The sequence below is a fragment of the Streptomyces sp. NPDC046881 genome (assembly GCF_040645015.1).
In the GTDB taxonomy this organism is placed as follows: Bacteria; Actinomycetota; Actinomycetes; order Streptomycetales; family Streptomycetaceae; genus Streptomyces.
Window position 1 is genome coordinate 1 of sequence record NZ_JBEYXJ010000128.1, and the last position, 22,448, is coordinate 22,448.

A 22,448-nucleotide genomic window follows, 5' to 3' on the forward strand; every position below is an offset into this window, starting at 1 on the left:
GGTCGCGCACGGTGGTGGTGATCTCCGGGGCGACCGGGGCGGGCGCCGGGCCGGCCTGGGCCGGGATGTGCACGGTGCCCTGCGGAACCTGCGCGTCCTCCGGGATCGACACCAGCCAGTGGGTGTCCCTGCGCGGGCGCAGGTACAGGGCCCAGTACAGGGTCGCCGCCGCGGTGATGCCGCCGGTCCACAGGAGGTAGGTGGTCTCCTGCTGGGTCAGGATGTAGGCCAGGACGGCGATCAGCAGGACCGGCACGGCGGGCCACAGCGGCATGCGCCAGGCGGAGGTGTGCCGGTGGGAGCCGCGGCGGGCGAGCAGGGCGGCGATCGCGACCAGCAGGTACATGCCGGTCACCGAGACGCCGGTGACGCCGTACAGGGTGTCCAGGTTGACGAAGCAGAGGACCGCGCCGGGGACGCCGACCGCGAGGGTGGCGACCCAGGGGGAGCCGAAGCGGCCGAGCTTGGCGAAGACGGTGTTGACCGGGCCGGGCCAGGCCTTGTCGCGGGCGGAGGCGAACAGGACGCGGGAGTTCTGGATGACCATGACGATGCCCGCGTTGATGATCGCGAGGGCCACGCAGAGGCTGACGAAGGTGCCGACCGCGGAGTCGGACCAGGCCGTCACCATGGAGCTGATGTCCCCGCCGGTCAGTTCCTTCAGGTCGGAGGCGCCCATGGTGATCGCGGCGACCGGCACCAGGATGACCACGGTGGAGATGGCGAGGGTGGCGAGGACCGTGCGGGCGACGTTGCGGCGCGGGTTCTCCAGTTCCTCGGAGAGGTAGACGGCGGTGGAGAAGCCCTGGGTGACGAAGAGGGCGATGGCGAGTCCGGAGACCACCAGCATGGCCGTCACGGTGTCGGTGTGGCCGTGCGCGCCGGCCACCTGCATCGAGACCAGGCTGCCCATCCCGCGGTGGCTGTGCGAGAAGCCCAGCAGGGCGACGACCCCGGCGGCGATGACCTCCAGGACCAGGAAGATGCCGGTGATCCAGGCGTTGGCGCGCAGGTCGAGCAGGCCGGCGAGGGTGGCCAGCAGCATCACGCCGGCGCCGGTCAGGGACGGGTCGAGGTGGACGAGGGGGGCGAGGTAGTCCGCCGTGCCCATCGCGATCACCGGGGGCACGATCATCACGACCAGCAGGGAGAGCACGAAGACCAGCCAGCCCGCGAGCCGTCCGGCCATCGTGGAGACCATGGCGTACTCGCCGCCCGCGCTGGGGATGAGGGTGCCCAGCTCGGAGTAGCAGAACGCCACGGCGATACAGAGGAGGGAGCCGATGGCGATCGTCAGGGCGGTGGCGGTGCCGAGGGAGCCGAACAGATCGGGGACGACCACGAAGAGCGTGGAGGCGGGGGTGACGCAGGACAGCGTCAGCAGGGTGCCGCCCACGACACCGATGGAGCGCTTCAGCCCCGGCGTGGGGGCTGGAGCGGTGTCTGCCACGGACTTCTGGAGCGTGTCGGTCATACGGCGGTTCCGATCGACTCGTGCGACTGAGGGTGGGGCTCGGGAGCGCTATCGCCTCCGGCGGATCGTCGTACGTTCGTCTCGTCCGCTCCCGGCGGTGCATAGCGAACCCCGACGAAAACCGCTGCGTCAATGGCCGTTTACCTTCGGAATCCGCACTTCTGGAAACCGTTACGGCGCATCACTTTCCCAGGCCGTGACGCCCTGTAGGTACATCCATCAAGCCGTAGCCGAATGTGACCTTGCTTTCCAAGGCAATCTGCCAACTACTCCTTCGCCACCCGTTTCGTCCGGGCAAAACGAGAACCGCAGTCGCCGCGTCAAAAAAATGTCAGCCGTCCGGTATCCGGACGGGTAATCCGGTCGCGTCCATGTCAGTGGTGGCCGATAGAGTGCGCCCCGCACAGCAGACGGACAGCTTTGGGGTGGGACATGAGGATGCGGCACACCGGCGCCTGGGCGGCGTTCACGACGGCGGCGCTGGTCGCGGCCTCCGGCTGCGGCACGGAGGGCGCGAAGACGGCCGTCAAGGCGCTCGACAACGCCGACAAGGCGATGGCGGCGCTGGCCCGGGCCACGGACCGGACGGAGGCGCTCGGCTCGGCCGAGGTGCGGATGACGACCGACACCGGCACCAGCGGCCCGATCGCCATGAACGGCACGTACTCCTGGGGCGACGGATACGCCTTCGACGTGCAGATGGACACCAAGGCCGCGAACATGCAGGCGGTGAACCACTCCCCCACGACGCACGTGCTGTTCGTCGACGGTGTCTACTACTACGACGTCGACCGCTTCCCCTCGGGCCCGTACCAGGGCAAGGACTGGATCAAGGTCGACGGTTCGGCGATCTTCGGGGAGAAGGGCGCCCAGGCCCTGAGCGGCGACAGCGCCAGCCCCTCCGCCTCCATGAAGGGCCTGAAGTACGCCAAGAACGTCAAGGACCTCGGCACGCAGACCGTGAACGGGCGGCGCACCACGCACTACCGCGGTGTGATCGACAGCGCGCACATGGGCAAGTGGAAGGACGTCTACGGCGAGGGCAGCCCCATGGGAGCGGCGACCGGCACCAAGTCCATCGTCATGGACGTGTGGGTCGGCCCCGGCGACCTGCCGGTGCGGCTGAAGGAGAAGTTCGGCGTCATGACCGTCAGCATGGACTTCGACAAGTTCGGCAAGACGGCCTCCGTCAAGGCCCCGCCGGCCGCGCGGACCGCCGACCTCACCGAAGTGATCAAGAAGCAACAGCAGCAGGGCTGAACGCGCCGGTGCCCCGCCCTCTCGCGCGGAGGGCGGGGCACCGTGCTGTCCGGCTCAGTGGTTGCGCGGGAAGCCCAGGTCCACGCCCGCCGGGGCGTCGGCCGGGTCGGGCCAGCGCGTGGTGACGACCTTGCCGCGGGTGTAGAAGTGCGTGCCGTCGTTGCCGTAGATGTGGTGGTCGCCGAAGAGCGAGTCCTTCCAGCCGCCGAAGGAGTGGTAGCCCACCGGCACCGGGATCGGCACGTTCACGCCGACCATGCCGGCCTCGATCTCCAGCTGGAAGCGGCGGGCCGCGCCGCCGTCCCGGGTGAAGATCGCGGTGCCGTTGCCGAACGGCGAGGCGTTGATGAGCGCCACGCCCTCCTCGTAGGTGTCGGCGCGCAGCACGCACAGCACCGGGCCGAAGATCTCGTCCTGGTACGCCTTCGCGCTGGTCGGCACCCGGTCCAGCAGCGAGATGCCGATCCAGTGCCCGTCCTCGAAGCCCTCGACGGTGTAGCCGGTGCCGTCGAGCACCACCTCGGCGCCCTCGGCGGCAGCGCCCTCCACATAGGAGGCCACCTTGTCGCGGTGCGCCCTGGTGATCAGCGGGCCCATCTCCGACGCCGGGTCGTTGCCCGGGCCGATCTTGATCTTCTCGGCGCGCTCGCGGATCTTCTCCACCAGCGTGTCGCCGATGGCGCCCACCGCCACGACCGCCGAGATGGCCATGCAGCGCTCGCCCGCGGAGCCGTAGGCCGCGCTCACCGCCGCGTCGGCCGCCGCGTCCAGGTCGGCGTCCGGCAGCACCAGCATGTGGTTCTTGGCACCGCCGAGGGCCTGCACGCGCTTGCCGTGGGCGGAGGCGGTGGTGTGGATGTAGCGGGCGATCGGGGTCGAGCCGACGAAGGAGACGGCCTTGACGTCCGGGTGCTCCAGCAGGCGGTCGACGGCCACCTTGTCGCCGTGCACGACGTTGAAGACACCGTCGGGCAGGCCGGCCTCGGCGAGCAGCTCGGCGAGGCGGACCGAGGCCGACGGGTCCTTCTCGCTCGGCTTCAGCACGAAGGTGTTGCCGCAGGCGATGGCGATCGGGAACATCCACATCGGGACCATCGCCGGGAAGTTGAACGGCGTGATGCCGGCGACCACGCCGAGCGGCTGGCGGATGGAGGAGACGTCCACGCGGCTCGCGACCTCCGTGGACAGCTCGCCCTTCAGCTGGACGTTGATCCCGCAGGCCAGGTCCACGATCTCCAGGCCGCGCGCGACCTCGCCGAGCGCGTCCGAGTGCACCTTGCCGTGCTCGGCGGTGATCAGCTCGGCGATCTCGTCGCGGTGCGCGTCGAGCAGCGCCCGGAACCTGAACAGGATGGACGTGCGCTGCGCCAGCGAGGACCGGCCCCAGGTCAGGTAGGCGTCCTTGGCCGCCGCGACGGCCGCGTCCACCTCCTCGACCGACGCGAACGCGACCTTCGTGGTGACCGCGCCGGTCGCCGGGTCGGTGACCGGCCCGTACGTACCCGACGCGCCTTCGACGGTCTTCCCGCCGATCCAGTGGTTGACGATCTTCGTCATGCCCAGTGACTCCTTCTTACAGATGGCGGCGTCGGGTCGAGACGTGCCGTTCGTACAGCTCTCGTGCCTTGACCGCGGACGATCGGGTCGCGGTCTCGGCCACAGGAACATCCCACCAGGCCTGCGCCGGAGGCGCGCCCGACACAGTGTCGGACGTTTCGGTCTCCACGTAGACACATGTGGGAGTGTCGGCGGCCCGCGCGTCGGCGAGCGCCGCGCGCAGGTCCCGTACGGTCCTGGCGCGCAGCACCCGCATGCCGAGGCTGGCCGCGTTGGCGGCGAGGTCGACCGGCAGCGGGGCGCCGGTGAAGGTGCCGTCGTCCGAGGTGAAGCGGTAGGCGGTGCCGAACCGCTCGCCGCCCACCGACTCCGACAGCCCGCCGATCGAGGCGTACCCGTGGTTCTGCACCAGCAGGATCTTGATCGCTACGCCCTCCTGGACGGCGGTCACGATCTCCGTCGGCATCATCAGGTACGTGCCGTCGCCGACCAGCGCCCACACGTTCCGCTCGGGCGCGGCGAGCTTCACGCCGAGGGCGGCGGGGATCTCGTAGCCCATGCAGGAGTAGCCGTACTCCAGGTGGTACTGGTCCGCCGACCGCGCCCGCCACAGCTTGTGCAGGTCGCCGGGGAGCGAGCCGGCCGCGTTGACGATGATGTCCGACTCGTCCACCAGCGCGTCCAGGGCGCCGATGACCTGCGGCTGGGTCGGCCGGGCGTCGATCTCGCCGGACTCGAAGCAGGCGTCGACGCGCTGCTCCCAGCGCTCCTTGTCCTCGGTGTACTCGGTGACGTAGGAACCGGCGACCCGGTGGCCGTGCATCTGCAGCCGCTCGGTCAGCTCCTCCAGCCCGCTGCGGGCGTCGGCGACCAGCGGGAGTCCGGCCAGCTTGTGGCCGTCGAAGGGCGCGATGTTGAGGTTGAGGAAGCGGACGTCCGGGTTCTCGAAGAGGGTGCCGGAGGCGGTGGTGAAGTCGGTGTAGCGGGTGCCGACGCCGATCACCAGGTCCGCGGTGCGGGCCAGCTCGTCGGCGGTCGCGGTGCCGGTGTGGCCGATCCCGCCGACGTCCTGCGGGTGGTCGTACCGGAGCGAGCCCTTGCCGGCCTGGGTGGAGGCGACCGGGATCCCGGTCGCTGCGGCGAACTCCGCGAGGGCCTCCTCGGCGCGGCTGTGGTGGACCCCGCCGCCGGCGACGACGAGGGGCCTGCGCGCCTCCCGGACCGCCCGGACGGCCTCGGCCAGCTCGGCCGGGTCCGCGCCCGGCCGCCGTACGGTCCACACGCGCGTCGCGAAGAACTCCTCCGGCCAGTCGTACGCCTCCGCCTGCACGTCCTGCGGCAGGGCGAGGGTGACCGCGCCGGTCTCCACCGGGTCGGTGAGGACCCGCACGGCCTGGAGCGCGCCCGGGATCAGGGCCTCCGGGCGGGTGATGCGGTCGAAGTACCTGGACACCGGGCGCAGGGTGTCGTTGACCGACACATCGCCCGCGTACGGCACCTCCAGCTGCTGCAGGACCGGGTCGGCGGGGCGGGTGGCGAAGACGTCGCCGGGCAGGAGCAGCACCGGGAGGTGGTTGATGGTCGCGAGGGCGGCGCCGGTGACGAGGTTGGTCGCGCCGGGGCCGATCGACGTCGTCACCGCGTGCGTGGACAGCCGGTTCGACTGGCGGGCGTAGCCGACCGCCGCGTGCACCATGGACTGCTCGTTGCGGCCCTGGTGGTACGGCATGACGTCGGCGTACTCGACCAGCGCCTGGCCGAGGCCGGCGACGTTGCCGTGCCCGAAGATGCCCCAGGTGGCGCCGATCAGCCGCTGCCGCTCGCCGTCGCGTTCGGTGTACTGGGCGGCGAGGAAGCGGACCAGTGCCTGGGCGACGGTCAGCCGGATCGTCATCGGTAGCCCCCTGTGGTCTCGGTGTGGTCGGGGTGGAAGCAGATCCGCCACTCGCGGGTCCGGCCGGGGCCCGCCATGACGTTCAGGTAGTACATGTCGTGTCCGGGCTGGGCGATGGACGGGCCGTGCCAGCCGTCGGGGACGAGGACGGCGTCACCGGAGCGGACCTCGGCGAGGACGTCCGAGCCGCCTTCGCGCGAAGGAAACACGCGCTGGTACCCGAGACCGTTCGGGCCGTCGATCTCGAAGTAGTAGATCTCCTCCAGCTCGGACTCCTCGCCCGGCCGGTGCTCGTCGTGCTTGTGCGGCGGGTACGAGGACCAGTTGCCGCCGGGGGTGATCACCTCCACGGCGATCAGCCGGTCGCAGTCGAAGGAGTCGGCGGAGGCGAAGTTGCGCACCCTGCGGGCGCAGGTGCCGCTGCCGCGCTCCTCGACGGGGACCTCCGGCGCGGGGCCGTAGCGGGCGGGGAGTCGTCGCTCGCACTTCGCTCCTGCCAGGGCGAAGCGGCCTCCCGCGCCGGAGGCGATCAGGACCCGGGCGTCCCGGGGCGCGTACGCGAAGTCGGAGACTCCGCTGAACACGCTTTCCCGGCCCAGGAGTTGGAACTCGTCCTGCTCGGCTGACGCAGTTTCAATTTGTACGGTACATCCGCCTTCCAGCGGAAGCACGATCCACTCACTGTCGCCGGTGGTGAACGTATGGCTGCCACCCGGCGCCAACTCCACGACCCGCAGGCTGCTGTGGGTCCAGCCGGCCGCCTCGGGGCCGATGTCGACGGCGTACCGGGCGTTCGCGGTGGCGCCCCTGGGCAGATGCAGATCGGTGCTGGTCATGCGGCCCTCACAGCAGTCCTACGGCGGTGTCCACGGCGGCGGCCACATCGCCGTCCGCCGGGTACAGCAGCGAGCGGCCGACCACCAGGCCGCGCACGGTGGGGAGTCGGAGCGCGCCGCGCCACTTCTCGTAGGCGGCGACCTGGTCCTCGGGCGAGTCGCCGATGTCCCCGCCGAGCAGCACGGCGGGCAGCGTGGAGGTCTCCATGACCCGGGCCATGTCGTCGGGGTTCTCGGTGACGGGCACCTTCAGCCAGGTGTAGGCGGAGGAGCCGCCGAGGCCGGAGGCGATGGCGATGGACCGGGTGACCGCCTCGGCGGACAGGTCGTTCGCCAGTTTCCCCTCGGGGGTGCGGCGGCTGATGAACGGCTCCACGAACACCGGCAGCCGGCGCGCGGCCATGGCGTCGATGGCGCGGGCGGTGGACTCCAGGGTGGTCAGGGAGCCCGGGTCGGCGTAGTCGACGCGCAGCAGCAGCTTGCCCGCGTCGAAGCCGAGGCGCTCGATGTCCTCGGGGCGGTGGCCGGTGAACCGGTCGTCCAGCTCGAAGCTGGCGCCCTGCAGTCCGCCGCGGTTCATGGAACCCATGACGACCTTGTGGTCCAGGGCGCCGAGCAGGAGCAGGTCGTCCAGGATGTCCGCGGTGGCGAGGACGCCGTCGACGCCGGGCCGGGACAGCGCGAGGCAGAGGCGTTCGAGCAGGTCGGCACGGTTGGCCATGGCGAGCTTGCGGTCGCCGACGCCGAGCGCGCCACGGGCCGGGTGGTCGGCGGCGACGATCATCAGCCGGCCGCTCTCGTTCAGCAGGGGCCGCCGGGCCCGGCGAGCGGCGGCCTCGGCGATCGCCTCGGGGTGACGGGTACGGATACGAACGAGTTCCCCGACATCCACGCGGGTGCCTGCGGCGCTTCGACGGGGGGCGACCCCGGCACCCTCGCGGACAGCGGTGTGGCCGCCTTCCCCGGGCAGCCCCGCCACGACGCCCGGGCCGGAGGACGCAGCGTCCTCACGGGCAGCGGTCGCGCCGCCTCCCCGGGGTGGCCCCGCCACGACGCCCGGTCCCGAGGCCGCAGCACCCGTCGCGCCAGCCTCCCCGGACACGTCCGCCTGAGCATCCCGACCGGAGGCCGCAGCGTCCTCGCGGACAGCGGTGACGCCGCCTTCCCCAGGCAGCCCCGCCACGACACCCGGGCCGGAAGCCGCGGCGCCGGCCTCCCCGGAGCCGGGGCCTCCGGCCGGGATGGGGGCGGTGCCGGAGTCGCCCTCGGGGCGGGTGCCCGTGACCCGGCCGGCCCTCACAGCACCGCTCCGGCGTCGAGCGCGGCGGCGACCTCGTCCGGGGTCGGCATCGCGGAGGAGCACTCCAGGCGGGAGGCGACGATGGCGCCGGCCGCGTTGGCGTGCCGCATGATCGTCTCCAGGTCCCAGCCGGCCAGCAGGCCGTGGCAGAGGGAGCCGCCGAAGGCGTCGCCGGCGCCCAGTCCGTTGAGGACGGTGACGGGCAGCGGCGGGACCTCGGCGGACTCGCCCTCCCGGTTGACGGCGAGGACGCCCTTGGGTCCCTGCTTGACGACGGCCAGTTCGACCCCGGCGTCCAGCAGCGCGCGGGCGGCGGCATGCGGTTCGCGCACGCCGGTGGCGACCTCGACCTCGTCCAGGTTGCCGACGGCGACGGTGGTGTGGCGCAGGGCCTCGGCGTAGAAGGGGCGTGCGCTGCCGGGGTCCGACCAGAACATGGGGCGCCAGTCGAGGTCGAAGACGGTCGTGCCGGTCCTGGCCCGGTGGGCGAGGGCCGCCAGGGTCGCCGTGCGGCTGGGCTCCTCGCTCAGGCCGGTGCCGGTGACCCAGAAGATCCGGGCCTCGCGGATGGCGTCGAGGTCCAGCTCGTGCGCGTCGATCTCCAGGTCGGGGGCCTTGGGCAGCCGGTAGAAGTAGAGCGGGAAGTCGTCCGGCGGGAAGACCTCGCAGAAGGTGACCGGGGTGGGCAGGCCGGGGACGGCGGTGACCCAGCGGTCGTCGACGCCGAAGCCGCGCAGCGCCTCGTGCAGGTAGGTGCCGAACGGGTCGTCGCCGGTGCGGGTGATCACGGCGGTGTGCCGGCCGAGCCGGGCCGCGGCGACCGCCGCGTTCGTCGCCGACCCGCCGAGGAACTTGCCGAAGGACGACACCTGGGCGAGCGGGACACCGGTCTGCAGCGGGTAGAGGTCCACTCCGATCCGCCCCATGGTGATCAGGTCGTAGGCCATCGGCTTCCCTTCGTCACGGCTCTCCCCGGCTTTCTAGTCCCGCATGCCGAGCGCTGTCAATATTTTGTCCGGACATTCGGACCAGCATCGCACCGCCCACTCTGTAGTCATCGCGTCACAAATACCCCCTTCCTGTCACACATGTCGCACCTACGCGCGCCCCACGTCACACATGGTCAACAGCCGTTCACCCGCGGTCACTCTGCGTCGTTCAACGGGGCACAGGCTTGGTGATCGCCAGCGCAGCGCCCGGTCCCCCCGGCGGCCCTTCCCGGTCGCCGCCGTGGCGCGCGCGGGGAGGTGCAACGCATGACCGACCGCAGGCTCTGGTCGTACAAGGAGATCGCGGCGCACATCCGGGTGCAGCCGGACACCGTACGGTCCTACCGCAAGCACGGGCTGCTGCCCCCGCCCGACCACGTCGAGGGGGGCAAGCCCTACTGGTACGCCGACACGGTCCGCGCCTGGGTCGCCTCCCGCCCCCGCAACCGCGGCCGCAGGGACGACTGACCCCGGCCGCCGGAGCCGACGGCCGACCGGGGGGGCAGGCCGTCAGCTCCGGGGTTCGATGACCGTGACGCCCGCGCCCGGCGCCGTACCCATCGCGGCGAGAGCCGCCGGGGCCGCGTCGAGCGTGATTGTCCGGGTCACCAGGAGGTCCGGGCGCAGGACGCCGGAGCGCACCAGCCGGAGCATGCCGGGGTAGGTGTGCGCGGCCATGCCGTGGCTGCCGAGGAGCTCCAGCTCCAGGGCGACCGCGCGGGCCAGCGGTACCGGGGTGGTGCCGTCGGCCGAGGGCAGCAGGCCGACCTGGACGTGCCGGCCGCGGCGGCGCAGGCCGTTCACGGAGGCCGCGCAGGTGGCGGGCGAGCCGAGGGCGTCGAGGGAGAGGTGCGCCCCGCCACCGGTCAGCTCGCGGACGGCGGCGGCCGGGTCGGTCACGCCGGACGTGTCCAGGCACGCGGCGGCGCCGAACTCCCGCGCCAGGTCCAGGGCCCCGGACGAGACGTCGACCGCGACCACCCGGGCCCCCGAGGCCGCCGCGATCATCACCGCCGACAGGCCGACCCCGCCGCAGCCGTGCACCGCGACCCACTCCCCGGCCGCCACCCGGCCCTGCTGCACCACGGCACGGAACGCGGTCGCGAAGCGGCAGCCGAGCGCGGCGGCGGTGCCGTACGCCATGTCGTCGGGCAGGGCGACGAGATTGACGTCGGCGTGGTCGAGCGCGACGTACTCGGCGAAGGAGCCCCAGTGGTGGAAGCCGGGCTGGGTCTGCCGCTCGCACACCTGCTGGTCGCCCGCCACGCAGGACGGGCAGGTGCCGCAGGCGCACACGAACGGCACGGTGACCCGGTCGCCGGGCCTCCAGCCGGTCACCCGCGGACCCACCGCCTCCACCACCCCGGCGAGCTCGTGCCCCGGCACGTGCGGCAGCGTGATGTCCGGGTCGTGTCCCATCCAGCCGTGCCAGTCGCTGCGGCAGAGGCCGGTGGCCTCCACGCGGACGACCACGCCGTGCTCCGCGGGCTCCGGGTCGGGTACGTCCCGTATCCCGGCCGGCTTTCCGTACTCCTCGAACACCACCGCGCGCATGCCTGCTCCTTCCGGGACCCTGCGCGAAGGCTAGGGCCTCTCTTCCGGATCCTGCCGACCCGAGGCGGCGGTTCGCAGCCGCTGGAGGCCGCGGGGATGACGACGAATGTCGCGGTCGTACGATGCTTTCAACGGTCAACACCGTTCGCACGCCGCCTGATTGCCGCCGGGTGGCGGTTCGCTTCGCCGTTCGAGACGTCACACATCCCGATGAAAAGCCGACGACACAGCGACCACCGCTCGCACACGGCTCTCCGTTGATCAAGCTGGTGTCTCGTGCGAAGGAGACGCCACTGTGCGAATTTCTGACATTCAGCGCTGCGAGGTCCGGCCCGGGCGGCTCGTCGAGTGGACGTTCAGCCCGGCGACCATCACGGCGGCGTCAGCACTGCCGGCAGACCCGCGGCCGCCGGCGTACATCCAGGAGTCACACGTCAGAACCGCACGATCGGTACGCGCAGACGGATTGTTCGTACCGACATGGCTGGGCACGGCGTTCGACCTGCCGGGTCGGGCCGACCTCGACGCACTGGAACGTGCGTTGCGCAGCTGGACGGTGCGGCACGAGACACTGCGCAGCGGCTTCCGGTGGGCCGGCGACGAGTTGCACCGGTTCACGCTCGCCGAACACGACGTGTCGCTGCACCGTGAGGTGATCGGCGACTTCACCGACGCCGAGGCGCTGGTCCGGTACCTCCAGGCACGGTTCGATGTGGCGGCGGACGCGCTCGGCTGGCCGAACCTCATCTACGCGGCCGTTGTCCGCGACGACTCCACCAGCATCTACGCGGTGTTCGACCACACCAACGTCGACGCCTACTCCCTCCACCGGATCCCGGAAGAGATCGACGAACTGTACACCGCGGGCGTCACGGGCCGACCCATCAGCCCTACAGGGGTGCGGAGTTACGTGGACTTCTGCGAACAGGAGCGGGCGAACGCGGACGGGATCGACGACACGCACGCGATCGTCGCGCGCTGGCGGGAGTTCATCGGCAGGTGCGACGGGAGGCTCCCGGAGTTCCCCGTCGACCTCGGCCTGCAGCCCGGCAGCGCACTGCCCACCCAGAAGCTGATGCGTGAGCCGCTCCTCGACGCGGACGCAGCCGCCGCCTTCGAGGAGCGTTGCCGGCCACACGGCGGCAGCCTGGTGGGCCTCCTCGCCGCGACCGCCGTGATCGTCCACGAACTCGGTGGGCACCCCTACTACCGCACGGTCGTCCCGTTCCACACCCGCCTCAAGACCGCGTGGTCGGACTCCGTGGGCTGGTACGTCGGTGGCGCGCCGATCGAGGTGCCCGCGACCCGGGACTTCGACGACGCGCTCACCGCCGTCCGGGCCGAGCTGCGGGCGAACCGCTCACTGGCGCGCATCCCGCTGGCCCGTGTACTGCGCCTGCTCGGCGCCGACTTCCGCCCGAGGTCACCCGACATGTACTCGATCGTCTCGTACGTGGACACCCGCCCCATCCCCGGCTCGGCCCACTGGACCGAGAAGAAGGCGTACGGACTGATCCGGGTGTCACACGGCGACCAGGTGTGCGTATGGGTCAACCGGCTGCACGAAGGACTGTGGCTCGCCTGCCGTTACCCGGACACCGGCGTCGCCCGCACGAACGTACGGCGCTATGTCGAAGGGCTGCGTGACCTGATCACCTCCGTATCGGCGCGCGACGACCTCCGGGTCGCGGAGCCGGCGTTCTCCTGACCCAACCGTCGCGCGTTCTCGCCGAGTTGCCCGCTCACGCATCACCTCATGACACGGACGTCCGGCACGGAACGACCTCGTCGTCACTGCTAGTATCTGCGCGGTAACAATCGGCAACCCAGCCTCAACGGACAAGCAAAGAACCGAGGGTTCCATGCGCAAGTTTCAGCAGGTCGTGATCGCAGCAGTGGCGGCCGGCGGCCTGTCGGCCATCGGCGCCGGCACCGCCATCGCCGACACCTCCGACGGAGGGCCGCAGGTCAACGACCTCTACCGCCCCTACCAGGAGTGCAGCCCGCAGACGGTGTCCGAGAACGACATCCCGGTCGCCGTCCTCGGTCTCGCCGACACCATGGACACCACCTGCGGCCAGTACAACAACGCCTTCACCGGCTGAGCTTGGCGGCACCACCGCGCGCGGCGCTCGGCGGAACCCTGCGAGGTGAGCCACCCCCCACAGGGTCCCCGTTCCCCGGCCGCCATCCGAGCGTCGAAGACAGAGCCCCGGCGCGGCCGGCGTCCGGGCACCCTTACAGAGGGAAATCGCATCACATGTTCGACACGAAGAAGATCGTGGCCGTCTCGGGGCTGCTCGGCAGCCTCGTCCTGACCTGCGTCGGCGCCGCCCACGCATACGCCGCAAGCGGCCCTGGGTTCTGCACCAGGGACCTCATGGGCGGCCTCACCTGCACGCAGCGGATCACGGGCGAGATCCCCGAAGACGGCGTCATCCCCCACCAGGAGAACTGTCAGAAGGTGGAGCCACTGACCCTGCCCGCCGCCCTGGGCAACGGCCAGGTGCGACTCGGCCCCGAGGTGACCTGCTCCCCCACGACAAGGGGAGTGCCCGAAAAGACCGACAACCGGCCGGAGTCGCCCGGCCTGTGGGGTTGACCCCCGCAGGCCGAGGTCGTCCGGCCGACGCTTCACAACGCCGGTACGGCAGACGAGGGACCCTCGCGACATGTGGAGTGCAGATCCTGAATAACTACTCAGCGTGCGTATAAGCTCACTTCGAGTAGTCAAGCCGGGCAACGCGTCCGGGTCAGAAAGGGTCAAACATGCGCAAGTTTCAGCGTGCTGCAATCGTAGCGGCGGCGGTCATGGGGCTGTCCACCCTCGGCGCCGGGGTCGGTTTCGCCCACGGTGGCGACGACGCTCCGGGGGTCACCGCCGTGGCCAACTCGTCGGCGAACGCCGTGGCCGTCGGTGGCGACTTCGTGCAGCCGCAGGACAAGGACAAGTACGAGGGCCAGCCGGAGGAGCAGGGCAACGCCGGACCCGAGCACGAGCACGAGCAGGGTTACGGCGAGCACGAGGGCGAGTGACGACGTAACGGAGCCCATCCCACCGGTGCCACGGTCGCTCGATCCGTTCGACGGTGTGCCGAGTGACACTCCATGACCAAGTCAGCCCGGACGCGCGGCCATCCAACGCCCGCGTCCGGGCTGCCGCCATCCCGCCCCTGCGCTCGGCTCGCGGTGCGCCCCGGTACGGGATGACCTGTTCGGATCTTCTCGGGCCCGGGCGCACGCCGATCAATGGCGCAGGCGCCCGGGCCTCCGTCGTAAAGGAAGGCAACACATGTTCAATCTGCAGAGAATCGCCACCGTCTCAGGGCTCGTCGGCGGTTTGGCCCTGGTGTGCGTCGGCGCCGGACACGCGTACACGGACGCGAATCCGGGTGACTGCAAAACCACTGCACAGGGGGGCACCGTCTGCGTTCACCAGAGCGAGACCCGGATCGACAAGGACGACACACACACGCTCAGGCAGGAGCAGGACTGCTCGACGGCCGACCGGCCGCGCGTGGTGTTCCCGGAGGACCGACTGACGGACAGTGGGTCCGCCAGCGTCGGACAGGTGGTGGACTGCTCCAACAGGGCGGAGCTGCCCAAGGGTTTCAAGAAGCCGCACATCGAGTTCTGAGCAGTGTCGGCGAATGCCGGTCCGGGATGTTCCCGGACCGGCATTTCCATTACCGGGAAACAGGCCTGCCGGCCACCGGCCAAAAACAAATTCCCGGTACCGCGGCCGTGGCCGGGGTACCGGGAATGGATGACGCTCTAGCCGCCGAAGCTGTTGTTGCAGCCCATGGTCGAGCCGATGTGCGTGGCCTGGGCCCCCGGGTTGCCCTCGCCGTTCGCCAGGTTGCCGCCGAGACCGTTGGCGATACCGACTTCCCCGAGGATGTCGAGGTTCAGGTCGTGCGATGTACAGGTGCTGCGCTGCTTGACGTCGAAGGTGTCGCCGCCCTTGCCCCAGCCCTGGTCGGCGTGGGCAGCGCCGGCACCCAGGAGCCCGACGCTCCCGAATGCGGCGACGAGGACGGCAGCCATGCGAAGCTTGTGCATGTCATCTCCCGTGAAGTGAGGGTTGATCCGATCTGTGAATGATCGGCTTTCGTGCGTTTGCGGACTGGTACGTCATGCCCCGAGCAGCCGGCGGCGCTCTGAAATCCCACCATTGTCGCCGCCCGCTGGGCCTGTCGGTGTGCGCAAATGGTCCCGGCACCCTGCCTGATGCTCGGTTGCCGGGACCATTGATCGTCCTGCGTCTGCCGCGCCGGACAGAACTCTCAGAGGGCGCTGTTGTTGCAGCCCATCGTCGAGCCGATGTCGGTGGCCTGGGCCCCCGGGTTGCCCTCGCCGTTGAGGGCGTTGCCCAGCACGCCGTTGAGCAGGCCCACCTCGCCGAGGAGGTCGAGGTTCAGGTCGTGCGACTTGCACTGCGAGCTCTGCGTGATGCTGAACTTGTCGCCGTGCTCACCGCCCTTGCCGCCACCCTGGCCCGCGTGGGCCGTGCCGCTCACGAGTCCGATGGTGCCGAGCGCGGCGACCAGGACGGCAACGTTGCGAAGCTTGCGCATGTCATCTCCGATGGAATTGGTTGAGTGCGATCCGTGATCGATCGACCCGTCTCAGTTACGGAAGACTAATACGAAGTATCCCAAAACGGACAGCGGCGCGCCGATTTCCTGAGCAGTCGACAGAATGACCCGGAAGGCCGAATCGGATGCGCCAAGTCCCGTCGATCAGTGGTCCGAAAGGCCCGCACCGGAGTCGGGATGGCGGCCGTCCGGCAGGCTACTGGCGCATGGCGGTCGCGCTGGCGAGGGAGTTCGCCTGACTGTTGGCCTGGGTGCAGTCGACGCCGCGCGTCTCGGACGCCGCGAGCAGAGCGACCGGGATGTTCGCGTCGAGCAACGTCTGCGGGCTGCACTCCTGGTACGGCCGGAACAAGTTGTTCTGGTGCACCGGGGCGCCCTGTTGCGACTGCGGGGCCGGCGAGGAGACCTGCGGGCTGATCTGCGGGTTCAACTGCGGGTTGAGCTGCGGGGCGATTTCCGTTCCCCGCTGCGGGGCCGCCTGCCGCGGGGCCGGTGAGCCGTACGTCTGCGCGGTCGCCTGAGACGAGGTGGCCGCGGCGGCCTGGGCGTCCGGCTGGGAAACGGGAGGCGGGACAACCCCGTTGTAGGCGGCGGGGGCGGCGGAGCTGGGGCCGGCGCCGACGGCGGAGAGACCACCGGCCGCTGCGACGACGAGCGCGACTTGGTGAAGCTTGCGCATGGAATCCTCGGCCCTTCATTGACCTGTGCACGGAACCTGGTGAAATGCTGACGCGGCAGCAAGTTGTCACTGTTCTTGCTGCCTTCTGCCGCGGCGACGATGCATCGCGCTCGGCTCCTGAGGAACGAGGCGGGAGCGGACTCAGATACGGGAACCCCAAGGGGGGTCACCCATTTGCCCCAAAGACACGGGGAGCACCGCGCCGCTCGTCGCGGGGCAATCGGGTGACGGCTGTCCAGGACCGTGACCACAGCGAGGAGCCGTCGTTCCAACGGGGAGAGGGGCAGCGGCCGTTCACCCGAAGAGGGGTGAGCACATTCGCTGTCGGCTCCGACGCGAAGTCCGCGTGCTACTCAGCATTACCGCTGCTGACCTTTTGGTGCGAGTACCACACACGCCGCACGCGTGACCGCGCTGAATGCACTGTTTCAGGTATCGAAGGGCCGAGGGTTTCATGCGCAAGCTTCACAAGGCCGCGCTCGTTGTAGCGGCGGCCGGCGGTCTGTCCGCCATCGGCGTCGGCGTCAGCCATGCCGACACGCTCGGCGGACCCGGCAGTCCCGCTCCGGCGCCGGCTCCCGAGTATCCAGCTCCCCAGTACGCACAGCAGGCGCCTGCCCCTCAACTGGCCCCGCCACCCCAGTACGCACAGCAGGCCCCCCCTCCGCAGTACGCACAGCCCGCACCCGCCCCCCAGCAGGCACCACCTCCCCAGTACGCACAGCAGGCTCCGCCACCCCAGTACGCACAGCAGGCCCCCCCTCCGCAGTACGCACAGCCCGCACCGGCCCCCCAGCAGGCACCGCCACCCCAGTACGCACAACCGGCACCCCCTCCGCAGTACGCACAGCAGGCTCCGCCACCCCAGTACGCACAGCAGGCCCCCCCTCCGCAGTACGCACAGCCCGCACCCGCCCCCCAGCAGGCACCGCCACCCCAGTACACACAAACGGCACCGGCGCCACAGCAGCAGACCGGCTACGCCGCAGCCTCGGCCACATCGCAGGGAACGGCACAGGCCTCCACCACGCCGTACCCGCAGCAGGCTGCTCCCCCCCAGCCGGTCCAAGCCGCTCCCCCGCAGCCGGCGCGCGTGGTGCCGCAGGTGATGCCCCAGGTCATGCCGCAGGTCGCCCCGCAGGTGGCGGTGCCGCAGGCATTCGCTCCGGCGCCCCCGGCTCACGTCACCCCGCAGGTGAACCCCCAGGTGAACCCGCAGATCAACCCGCTCGTCAATCCGCACATCACGCCGGGGAGCGTCCCGGAACTGGCCCCGGTCGGTCTCGGGCAGGTCGCGGCGCCACCCGTCGGCCAGCTCGGACTTCCCCGGCTCGGCTGACGCCTGACCGACATCATCCGAAAACCCGACTCGATCTGATGCAGATCGCGTTCCCTCAACCAACGGAGAACCAATGGGCAAGTTCCACAAGGCAGTCCTCGTGAGCGCCATCCTCGGCAGCGTCGGCTCCCTCGGCGCGAACACCGCCTTCGCGCACGGTGAGCCGGGCCACGACGTCGACATCACGCAGGGCATCGAGTGCCGTTCGCACGACATGAACATCGAGGTGATCGGAAGCATTGGCGCCGTCACCGGCCTGGCGGGCAACCTGCTGAACGGTGAAGGCAACCCCGGCGCGCAGCAGAACCACCTCGGTTCGGACATGGGCTGCAACAGCCAGGCGTTCTGAGGGCCTCGCCGCCCTCGGCTCGGGCACGCACAGATCATTCCGTCGTGGCCACGTCTCATGCCATCGCGTGTGGCGTGGCCTCGTGGTCTGTGCGTGCCTTTCGCACGACGCGTTGTGGTCGGCCGACACCAGCGGCGACCACAACGCGTTGCCGCGTGGGCCGATCCGTGCGGTGAGACGTGTCAGGGCCCCGGGATCCACAAGAATCCCGGGGCCCTGGCCGAAGGGAACGCACCCCTGCAACGACACCGCACGCCTGGAGTCACGCCTGCTCTCCCGGTCCGGCACCTCGTCTCGCCCGGTGGCCGGTCAGCCAAGGGGACAGCAGACGCTCCGTGAGGGCTGCGTGAGCGCACGCGGCCCTCTGTTTCCGGTACCGGGCCGGCGCACGTCGCCTGTTCCGCACTGCGGGTCCGGGAGAGGGCACAGCGGGCCCGCAGCACGTGTCCGGACCGGGGCACGCCCCGGGAAGCAGGGAGCCACCTCAGCGGGCGTGGCCCCCACTGAAGCGGCGGTACAGGATTCCGCCCGTGACGATGAGCGCGGCGCTGCCCGCAAGGGCGGGGGCCGTGAGGTCCGCTCCGGTGTGGGCCAGCGAGGACGCCACGGGGCGCGGGGCGGGGTGGGACCGGACGGGAGCCGAAGGCGTGGCAGCCCGGGGCTTGGGGACCGAGGAGTGCCGGACCGGCGAGTGCGGGGACTGGATCGGGTGGTCGCCGGATTCGTTGGCCGAGTGGTTCCCGAAGACCGGGTTGCCCACGCCGACCACGTTGACGCTGTTCCCGGAGAAGTTCACCGGCACGTCGACCGGCAGCTGGAGGTCGTTGCCCGACAGCAGCCCGGGTGAGTCCGCGGTGCTGCCGTGCGCCCACGCCCCGCCCGACGCGGCCGATCCGCCGCCGGCGGCTTTCGCCGCGCCGCTGGTCCCGGCACCGCCGGCCTTCGCCGTGCCGCTCTTCCCGCCACCGGCGGCCTTCGTCGCGCCACCGTTCACACACGTGTTGCCCGCGGCCGGATTGAGCAGTCCCACCACGTCAGCGGTGTTGCCGCAGATGTTCACCGGCACGTGCACCGGGACCTGGACGTTGTTGCCGGAGAGCACCCCGGGGGAGCCGGCCGCCACTGCGTCGGCACCGGCCCCGTCGGCCGCGAAGGCGGCGGACACCGGGAACGCCACGACCATCGCGCCGGACGCGGCTGCGACGGCGAACACACCGTTTCGGGTAGTCCGTCTCATTGGTTTCCTGCCTTCCTGACATCATCGCGGGCACTCACCCGCACCCCCATAAAACGGATGTGCCCCGTCCGGAGTTATGGCGTGCGGCCCTCCAGTTGCTCCCGGGGCGGGAAATCGCCCTCCCAGCACAAGCGGATTCCGCGTTGCCTGATACCCCCTAGGGGTATAGTGTGAGAAAGCGTGGGACATCCCCAGGAACAACACCGACCCCGAACACCTCGACGAGGAGTAACGACATGACCGCCCACACCGACACCCCGGGCTCCGTCACCACCGTCTACAAGGTGACCGGCATGAGCTGTGGCCACTGCGAGGGCTCCGTCTCCGGCGAGATCTCCCAGCTCCCGGGCGTCAGCTCGGTCAAGGCCGTGGCGTCGACCGGCGAGGTGACCGTCGTCTCCGCGGCCCCGCTGGACGAGGAGGCCGTGCGCGCCGCCGTCGACGAGGCCGGCTTCGAGCTGGCCGGCCAGGCCTGAGGAAGACCCTCCGTTTCCCCGACCGGGCCGTACCGACCAGCTGATACTGGCTCCGTACGGCCCGGTCCGATGTCTGGAGTCCGGACATGACCAGCACCACCGCAGAGACAGCCGCCGTCACGGACGCGACCGCCGAGGTCGAGCTGCTCATCGGCGGCATGACCTGCGCCTCCTGCGCCGCCCGGGTCGAGAAGAAGCTCAACCGGATGGACGGCGTCAGCGCCACCGTCAACTACGCCACCGAGAAGGCCAGGGTCACCTACGCCCCGAGCATCCAGGTCGCCGACCTGATCGCCACGGTGGAGAAGACCGGCTACACCGCCGAGGAGCCCCCACCGCCGGAGCCCGCGCCCGAGAGCGCGCCCGAGACCGTGCCGGGCACCCCCGAACGGGACGCCGAGCTCGGCGCTCTCCGGCACCGCCTGCTCGTCTCCGCCCTGCTCGCCGCGCCCGTGGTCCTGCTCGCGATGATCCCGGCGTTCCAGTTCGACAGCTGGCAGTGGCTCTCGCTCACCCTCGCCGCGCCGGTCGTCGTCTGGGGCGGATGGCCCTTCCACCGGGCCGCCTGGACCAACCTGCGGCACGGCGCCGCCACCATGGACACCCTCGTCTCGGTCGGCACGCTCGCCGCGTTCGGCTGGTCGCTGTGGGCGTTGTTCCTCGGCGACGCGGGCATGCCCGGCATGCACGACGAGTTCCGCCTCACCGTCTCCCGCATGGACGGCGCCTCCACCATCTACCTGGAGGTGGCCGCCGGGGTCGTCGCGCTGATCCTGCTCGGCCGCTACCTGGAGGCCCGCTCCAAGCGCCGGGCGGGCGCCGCCCTGAAGGCCCTGATGGAGCTGGGCGCCAAGGACGTGGCGGTGCTGCGGGACGGCCGCGAGGTACGGGTCCCGGTGGCGTCCCTGGCCGTCGGCGACCGGTTCGTCGTACGGCCCGGCGAGAAGATCGCCGCCGACGGCACGGTCGTGGAGGGCCTGTCCGCGGTGGACGCGTCCATGCTGACCGGCGAGTCGGTGCCGGTGGACGTCGGCCCCGGCGACCGGGTCACCGGCGCCACGGTGAACGCGGGCGGCCGGCTGGTCGTCGAGGCCGCCCGGGTCGGCGCGGACACCCAGCTCGCCCGGATGGCGAAGCTGGTGGAGGACGCGCAGAACGGCAAGGCCGAGGTGCAGCGGCTCGCCGACCGGATCTCCGCCGTCTTCGTGCCCGTCGTCATCCTCATCGCGCTCGGCACCTTCGGCGTCTGGCTCGGCGTCACCGGCGACACGGTCGCCGCGTTCACGGCCGCCGTCGCCGTACTGATCATCGCCTGCCCGTGCGCGCTGGGCCTCGCCACGCCGACCGCGCTGATGGTCGGCACCGGCCGCGGCGCCCAGCTCGGCATCCTGATCAAGGGCCCCGAGGTGCTGGAGTCCACGCGCCGCGTGGACACCGTCGTCCTCGACAAGACCGGCACGGTCACCACCGGCCGGATGAGCCTGCAGGCCGTCTACGTCGCCGAGGGTGAGGACGAGAAGGAGCTGCTGCGGCTCGCGGGCGCCCTGGAGCACGCCTCCGAGCACCCCGTCGCCCGCGCGATCGCCGCCGGCGCCGAGGAACGCGCCGGCGCGCTGCCGGCCGTCGAGCACTTCGAGAACGTGCCCGGGCGAGGCGTCCGCGGGCGCGTGGACGGCCGTGAGGTGGCCGTGGGCCGCCTGTACGACGAGCTGCCGAAGGACGTGGCGCGCGCGGCCCTCGAGGCCGAGCAGGAGGGCCGTACGGCCGTCGTGGCCGGCTGGGACGGGCGGGCCCGCGGGGTCCTCGCCGTCGCCGACGCGGTCAAGGAGACCAGCGCCGACGCGGTCCGCGAGCTGCGCGCGCTGGGCCTCACGCCGGTCCTGCTCACCGGGGACAACCGGACCGTCGCCGAGGCCGTCGCCCGGCACGTCGGCATCGACGCGGCGCAGGTGTACGCCGAGGTGCTGCCCGAGGACAAGGTGGACGTCGTACGACGGCTGCAGCGCGAGGGGCGGTCGGTGGCGATGGTCGGCGACGGCGTGAACGACGCCGCCGCGCTCGCCACCGCCGACCTGGGCCTGGCCATGGGCACGGGCACGGACGCGGCGATCGAGGCCGGCGATCTGACGCTGGTGCGGGGGGACCTGCGGGTGGCCGCGGACGCGATCCGGCTGTCCCGGCGGACGCTGGCCACCATCAAGGGCAACCTGGTGTGGGCCTTCGGCTACAACGTCGCGGCGCTGCCGCTGGCCGCCGCGGGGCTGCTCAACCCGATGATCGCGGGGGCGGCCATGGCCTTCTCCTCGGTGTTCGTCGTCACCAACAGTCTGCGGCTGCGGGCCTTCCGGTGAATCGGCTCCCGCGGTGACCGATGTCCCGGTCCCCCTGGAGTCCGGCGCGCGCCTCACATAAGCTCTTCACAAGGCTCGCGCATCATCCTTACGCTTGGGTCCCGATCGGCGTATCGGGGCTCTTGCGCACCTATAAGGACATATGCAAGAGACGCAGATCACAGTGATGCGAACGTAACCATCGAAGGGGTTCGAAGGTCTAAGTTGGCGATGTCAGACCAGCGTCTTGGGGGGCGCTGACTGGCATCTGGGGATGTCTTGGGGGACTTCCTCAGAGATGCGTTGCCGGGGCACGTACACCGGGGAGCTTTGAGCGGCCCTCCCAGCGTGCGTTGTCCCGGCAGACCGCACCGCATCACTGGAGTACGGCGAGTTTTGCTCGTTGTGCTCAACGACAGCGAATTCAGGCGCTGTCCTCTCCGAGCGCCCGGCCGGATCCCGTGGGGGGAATCCGCACCGGGACATGGGAAGGCGCCCTGGACGTCGGCCCGTGGGGGTGATATCTCGCAAGGCGGCGGGATGCAGGTCCCCCGTCGGCTCAGCGCGACGGACGAG

At 70.9% G+C, this 22,448-nt stretch carries 22 protein-coding genes; 11 read left to right on the forward strand and 11 right to left on the reverse strand.

Annotated elements, in window-relative coordinates; all coding sequences use genetic code 11:
• On the reverse strand, positions 1 to 1,474 hold a 1,474-nt coding region (locus ABZ923_RS36195; protein ID WP_361480895.1), incomplete at its 3' end, for an APC family permease.
• Between the two features lie 432 nt (positions 1,475 to 1,906).
• Here ABZ923_RS36195 and ABZ923_RS36200 point away from each other — a divergent pair.
• Positions 1,907 to 2,734 (forward strand): hypothetical protein, encoded by an 828-nt coding sequence (locus tag ABZ923_RS36200; protein ID WP_361480898.1) that lies wholly within the window; start codon positions 1,907 to 1,909, stop codon positions 2,732 to 2,734.
• Between the two features lie 54 nt (positions 2,735 to 2,788).
• On the opposite strand, the gene mmsA is transcribed toward ABZ923_RS36200, so the two are convergent.
• The 5 genes from mmsA to iolC form a co-directional block, all read right to left on the reverse strand.
• The gene (gene mmsA / locus ABZ923_RS36205) at positions 2,789 to 4,291 is read right to left on the reverse strand and encodes a CoA-acylating methylmalonate-semialdehyde dehydrogenase (protein WP_361480901.1); all 1,503 of its coding nucleotides are present in this window, start codon (positions 4,289 to 4,291) and stop codon (positions 2,789 to 2,791) included.
• Between the two features lie 16 nt (positions 4,292 to 4,307).
• Positions 4,308 to 6,185 carry a 3D-(3,5/4)-trihydroxycyclohexane-1,2-dione acylhydrolase (decyclizing) gene (gene iolD / locus ABZ923_RS36210; protein WP_361480904.1) on the reverse strand — a complete coding sequence of 626 codons (1,878 nt, stop codon included), beginning with the start codon at positions 6,183 to 6,185 and terminating at the stop codon, positions 4,308 to 4,310.
• Positions 6,182 to 7,021 (reverse strand): 5-deoxy-glucuronate isomerase, encoded by an 840-nt coding sequence (gene iolB, locus ABZ923_RS36215; RefSeq protein WP_361480907.1) that lies wholly within the window; start codon positions 7,019 to 7,021, stop codon positions 6,182 to 6,184. Before iolB ends, iolD begins: the two co-directional genes overlap by 4 nt.
• A 7-nt stretch (positions 7,022 to 7,028) precedes the next feature.
• Positions 7,029 to 7,913, reverse strand: a complete 885-nt coding sequence (locus ABZ923_RS36220; protein WP_361480910.1) for a deoxyribose-phosphate aldolase — start codon at positions 7,911 to 7,913, stop codon at positions 7,029 to 7,031.
• Positions 7,914 to 8,317: 404 nt separating this feature from the next.
• Complete coding sequence (gene iolC / locus ABZ923_RS36225; protein WP_361480913.1) at positions 8,318 to 9,268, reverse strand: 5-dehydro-2-deoxygluconokinase; 951 nt, start codon at positions 9,266 to 9,268, stop codon at positions 8,318 to 8,320.
• Between the two features lie 309 nt (positions 9,269 to 9,577).
• Here iolC and ABZ923_RS36230 point away from each other — a divergent pair, with 309 nt between their 5' ends.
• Complete coding sequence (locus ABZ923_RS36230; protein ID WP_361480917.1) at positions 9,578 to 9,778, forward strand: MerR family transcriptional regulator; 201 nt, start codon at positions 9,578 to 9,580, stop codon at positions 9,776 to 9,778.
• A gap of 42 nt (positions 9,779 to 9,820) precedes the next feature.
• On the opposite strand, the gene ABZ923_RS36235 is transcribed toward ABZ923_RS36230, so the two are convergent.
• On the reverse strand, positions 9,821 to 10,864 hold the full coding sequence (locus ABZ923_RS36235) for a zinc-dependent alcohol dehydrogenase family protein (protein ID WP_361480920.1): 1,044 nt from the start codon (positions 10,862 to 10,864) through the stop codon (positions 9,821 to 9,823).
• 295 nt (positions 10,865 to 11,159) lie between these two features.
• Between ABZ923_RS36235 and ABZ923_RS36240 the strand changes: the two genes are divergently transcribed.
• The 5 genes from ABZ923_RS36240 (at position 11,160) to ABZ923_RS36260 (ending at position 14,501) form a co-directional block, all read left to right on the forward strand.
• Positions 11,160 to 12,572, forward strand: coding sequence for a condensation domain-containing protein (locus tag ABZ923_RS36240; RefSeq protein ID WP_361480922.1), 1,413 nt, complete (start codon positions 11,160 to 11,162; stop codon positions 12,570 to 12,572).
• A gap of 154 nt (positions 12,573 to 12,726) precedes the next feature.
• Positions 12,727 to 12,969 carry a hypothetical protein gene (locus tag ABZ923_RS36245; protein WP_361480924.1) on the forward strand — a complete coding sequence of 81 codons (243 nt, stop codon included), beginning with the start codon at positions 12,727 to 12,729 and terminating at the stop codon, positions 12,967 to 12,969.
• 155 nt (positions 12,970 to 13,124) lie between these two features.
• Positions 13,125 to 13,466: a hypothetical protein gene (locus tag ABZ923_RS36250; RefSeq protein ID WP_361480927.1), complete on the forward strand. Its 342-nt coding sequence runs from the start codon at positions 13,125 to 13,127 to the stop codon at positions 13,464 to 13,466.
• A gap of 209 nt (positions 13,467 to 13,675) precedes the next feature.
• Complete coding sequence (locus ABZ923_RS36255) at positions 13,676 to 13,900, forward strand: hypothetical protein (protein WP_361480930.1); 225 nt, start codon at positions 13,676 to 13,678, stop codon at positions 13,898 to 13,900.
• A 256-nt stretch (positions 13,901 to 14,156) separates the two neighbouring features.
• Positions 14,157 to 14,501: a hypothetical protein gene (locus ABZ923_RS36260; RefSeq protein ID WP_361480933.1), complete on the forward strand. Its 345-nt coding sequence runs from the start codon at positions 14,157 to 14,159 to the stop codon at positions 14,499 to 14,501.
• A gap of 137 nt (positions 14,502 to 14,638) precedes the next feature.
• Here ABZ923_RS36260 and ABZ923_RS36265 read toward each other — a convergent pair whose 3' ends face one another.
• The 3 genes from ABZ923_RS36265 to ABZ923_RS36275 all read right to left on the reverse strand — a co-directional run bounded on the left by ABZ923_RS36265 (position 14,639) and on the right by ABZ923_RS36275 (position 16,141).
• A complete protein-coding gene (locus ABZ923_RS36265) occupies positions 14,639 to 14,926 on the reverse strand; it encodes a hypothetical protein (RefSeq protein WP_361480936.1) in 288 nt (95 codons plus the stop codon).
• Positions 14,927 to 15,150: 224 nt separating this feature from the next.
• Positions 15,151 to 15,441 carry a hypothetical protein gene (locus ABZ923_RS36270; RefSeq protein ID WP_361480939.1) on the reverse strand — a complete coding sequence of 97 codons (291 nt, stop codon included), beginning with the start codon at positions 15,439 to 15,441 and terminating at the stop codon, positions 15,151 to 15,153.
• A gap of 217 nt (positions 15,442 to 15,658) precedes the next feature.
• Positions 15,659 to 16,141 carry a hypothetical protein gene (locus ABZ923_RS36275; RefSeq protein ID WP_361480942.1) on the reverse strand — a complete coding sequence of 161 codons (483 nt, stop codon included), beginning with the start codon at positions 16,139 to 16,141 and terminating at the stop codon, positions 15,659 to 15,661.
• Positions 16,142 to 17,249: 1,108 nt separating this feature from the next.
• Between ABZ923_RS36275 and ABZ923_RS36280 the strand changes: the two genes are divergently transcribed.
• Positions 17,250 to 17,480, forward strand: coding sequence for a hypothetical protein (locus ABZ923_RS36280; protein ID WP_361480945.1), 231 nt, complete (start codon positions 17,250 to 17,252; stop codon positions 17,478 to 17,480).
• A gap of 73 nt (positions 17,481 to 17,553) precedes the next feature.
• Entirely contained in the window at positions 17,554 to 17,829 is a 276-nt protein-coding gene (locus ABZ923_RS36285) for a hypothetical protein (protein ID WP_361480948.1), read from the forward strand.
• 484 nt (positions 17,830 to 18,313) lie between these two features.
• On the opposite strand, the gene ABZ923_RS36290 is transcribed toward ABZ923_RS36285, so the two are convergent.
• The gene (locus ABZ923_RS36290; protein ID WP_361480951.1) at positions 18,314 to 19,042 is read right to left on the reverse strand and encodes a chaplin; all 729 of its coding nucleotides are present in this window, start codon (positions 19,040 to 19,042) and stop codon (positions 18,314 to 18,316) included.
• Positions 19,043 to 19,302: 260 nt separating this feature from the next.
• Here ABZ923_RS36290 and ABZ923_RS36295 point away from each other — a divergent pair, with 260 nt between their 5' ends.
• Positions 19,303 to 19,542 (forward strand): heavy-metal-associated domain-containing protein, encoded by a 240-nt coding sequence (locus ABZ923_RS36295; RefSeq protein WP_361480954.1) that lies wholly within the window; start codon positions 19,303 to 19,305, stop codon positions 19,540 to 19,542.
• Positions 19,543 to 19,628: 86 nt separating this feature from the next.
• The gene (locus ABZ923_RS36300; protein ID WP_361480957.1) at positions 19,629 to 21,893 is read left to right on the forward strand and encodes a heavy metal translocating P-type ATPase; all 2,265 of its coding nucleotides are present in this window, start codon (positions 19,629 to 19,631) and stop codon (positions 21,891 to 21,893) included.
• Positions 21,894 to 22,448: the final 555 nt, after the last annotated feature.

What these genes read in the sequence shown, in the direction of transcription:
- ABZ923_RS36280 (WP_361480945.1), top strand. Translation starts at nt 17,250, where the DNA reads ATGCCCCAGGTCATGCCGCAGGTCGCCCCGCAGGTGGCGGTGCCGCAG.
- ABZ923_RS36265 (WP_361480936.1), bottom strand. Translation starts at nt 14,926, where the DNA reads ATGCACAAGCTTCGCATGGCTGCCGTCCTCGTCGCCGCATTCGGGAGC.
- ABZ923_RS36295 (WP_361480954.1), top strand. Translation starts at nt 19,303, where the DNA reads ATGACCGCCCACACCGACACCCCGGGCTCCGTCACCACCGTCTACAAG.
- iolD (WP_361480904.1), bottom strand. Translation starts at nt 6,185, where the DNA reads ATGACGATCCGGCTGACCGTCGCCCAGGCACTGGTCCGCTTCCTCGCC.
- ABZ923_RS36260 (WP_361480933.1), top strand. Translation starts at nt 14,157, where the DNA reads ATGTTCAATCTGCAGAGAATCGCCACCGTCTCAGGGCTCGTCGGCGGT.
- ABZ923_RS36300 (WP_361480957.1), top strand. Translation starts at nt 19,629, where the DNA reads ATGACCAGCACCACCGCAGAGACAGCCGCCGTCACGGACGCGACCGCC.
- ABZ923_RS36235 (WP_361480920.1), bottom strand. Translation starts at nt 10,864, where the DNA reads ATGCGCGCGGTGGTGTTCGAGGAGTACGGAAAGCCGGCCGGGATACGG.
- ABZ923_RS36275 (WP_361480942.1), bottom strand. Translation starts at nt 16,141, where the DNA reads ATGCGCAAGCTTCACCAAGTCGCGCTCGTCGTCGCAGCGGCCGGTGGT.
- ABZ923_RS36285 (WP_361480948.1), top strand. Translation starts at nt 17,554, where the DNA reads ATGGGCAAGTTCCACAAGGCAGTCCTCGTGAGCGCCATCCTCGGCAGC.
- iolB (WP_361480907.1), bottom strand. Translation starts at nt 7,021, where the DNA reads ATGACCAGCACCGATCTGCATCTGCCCAGGGGCGCCACCGCGAACGCC.
- ABZ923_RS36245 (WP_361480924.1), top strand. Translation starts at nt 12,727, where the DNA reads ATGCGCAAGTTTCAGCAGGTCGTGATCGCAGCAGTGGCGGCCGGCGGC.
- iolC (WP_361480913.1), bottom strand. Translation starts at nt 9,268, where the DNA reads ATGGCCTACGACCTGATCACCATGGGGCGGATCGGAGTGGACCTCTAC.
- ABZ923_RS36250 (WP_361480927.1), top strand. Translation starts at nt 13,125, where the DNA reads ATGTTCGACACGAAGAAGATCGTGGCCGTCTCGGGGCTGCTCGGCAGC.
- ABZ923_RS36255 (WP_361480930.1), top strand. Translation starts at nt 13,676, where the DNA reads ATGGGGCTGTCCACCCTCGGCGCCGGGGTCGGTTTCGCCCACGGTGGC.
- ABZ923_RS36200 (WP_361480898.1), top strand. Translation starts at nt 1,907, where the DNA reads ATGAGGATGCGGCACACCGGCGCCTGGGCGGCGTTCACGACGGCGGCG.
- ABZ923_RS36270 (WP_361480939.1), bottom strand. Translation starts at nt 15,441, where the DNA reads ATGCGCAAGCTTCGCAACGTTGCCGTCCTGGTCGCCGCGCTCGGCACC.
- mmsA (WP_361480901.1), bottom strand. Translation starts at nt 4,291, where the DNA reads ATGACGAAGATCGTCAACCACTGGATCGGCGGGAAGACCGTCGAAGGC.
- ABZ923_RS36230 (WP_361480917.1), top strand. Translation starts at nt 9,578, where the DNA reads ATGACCGACCGCAGGCTCTGGTCGTACAAGGAGATCGCGGCGCACATC.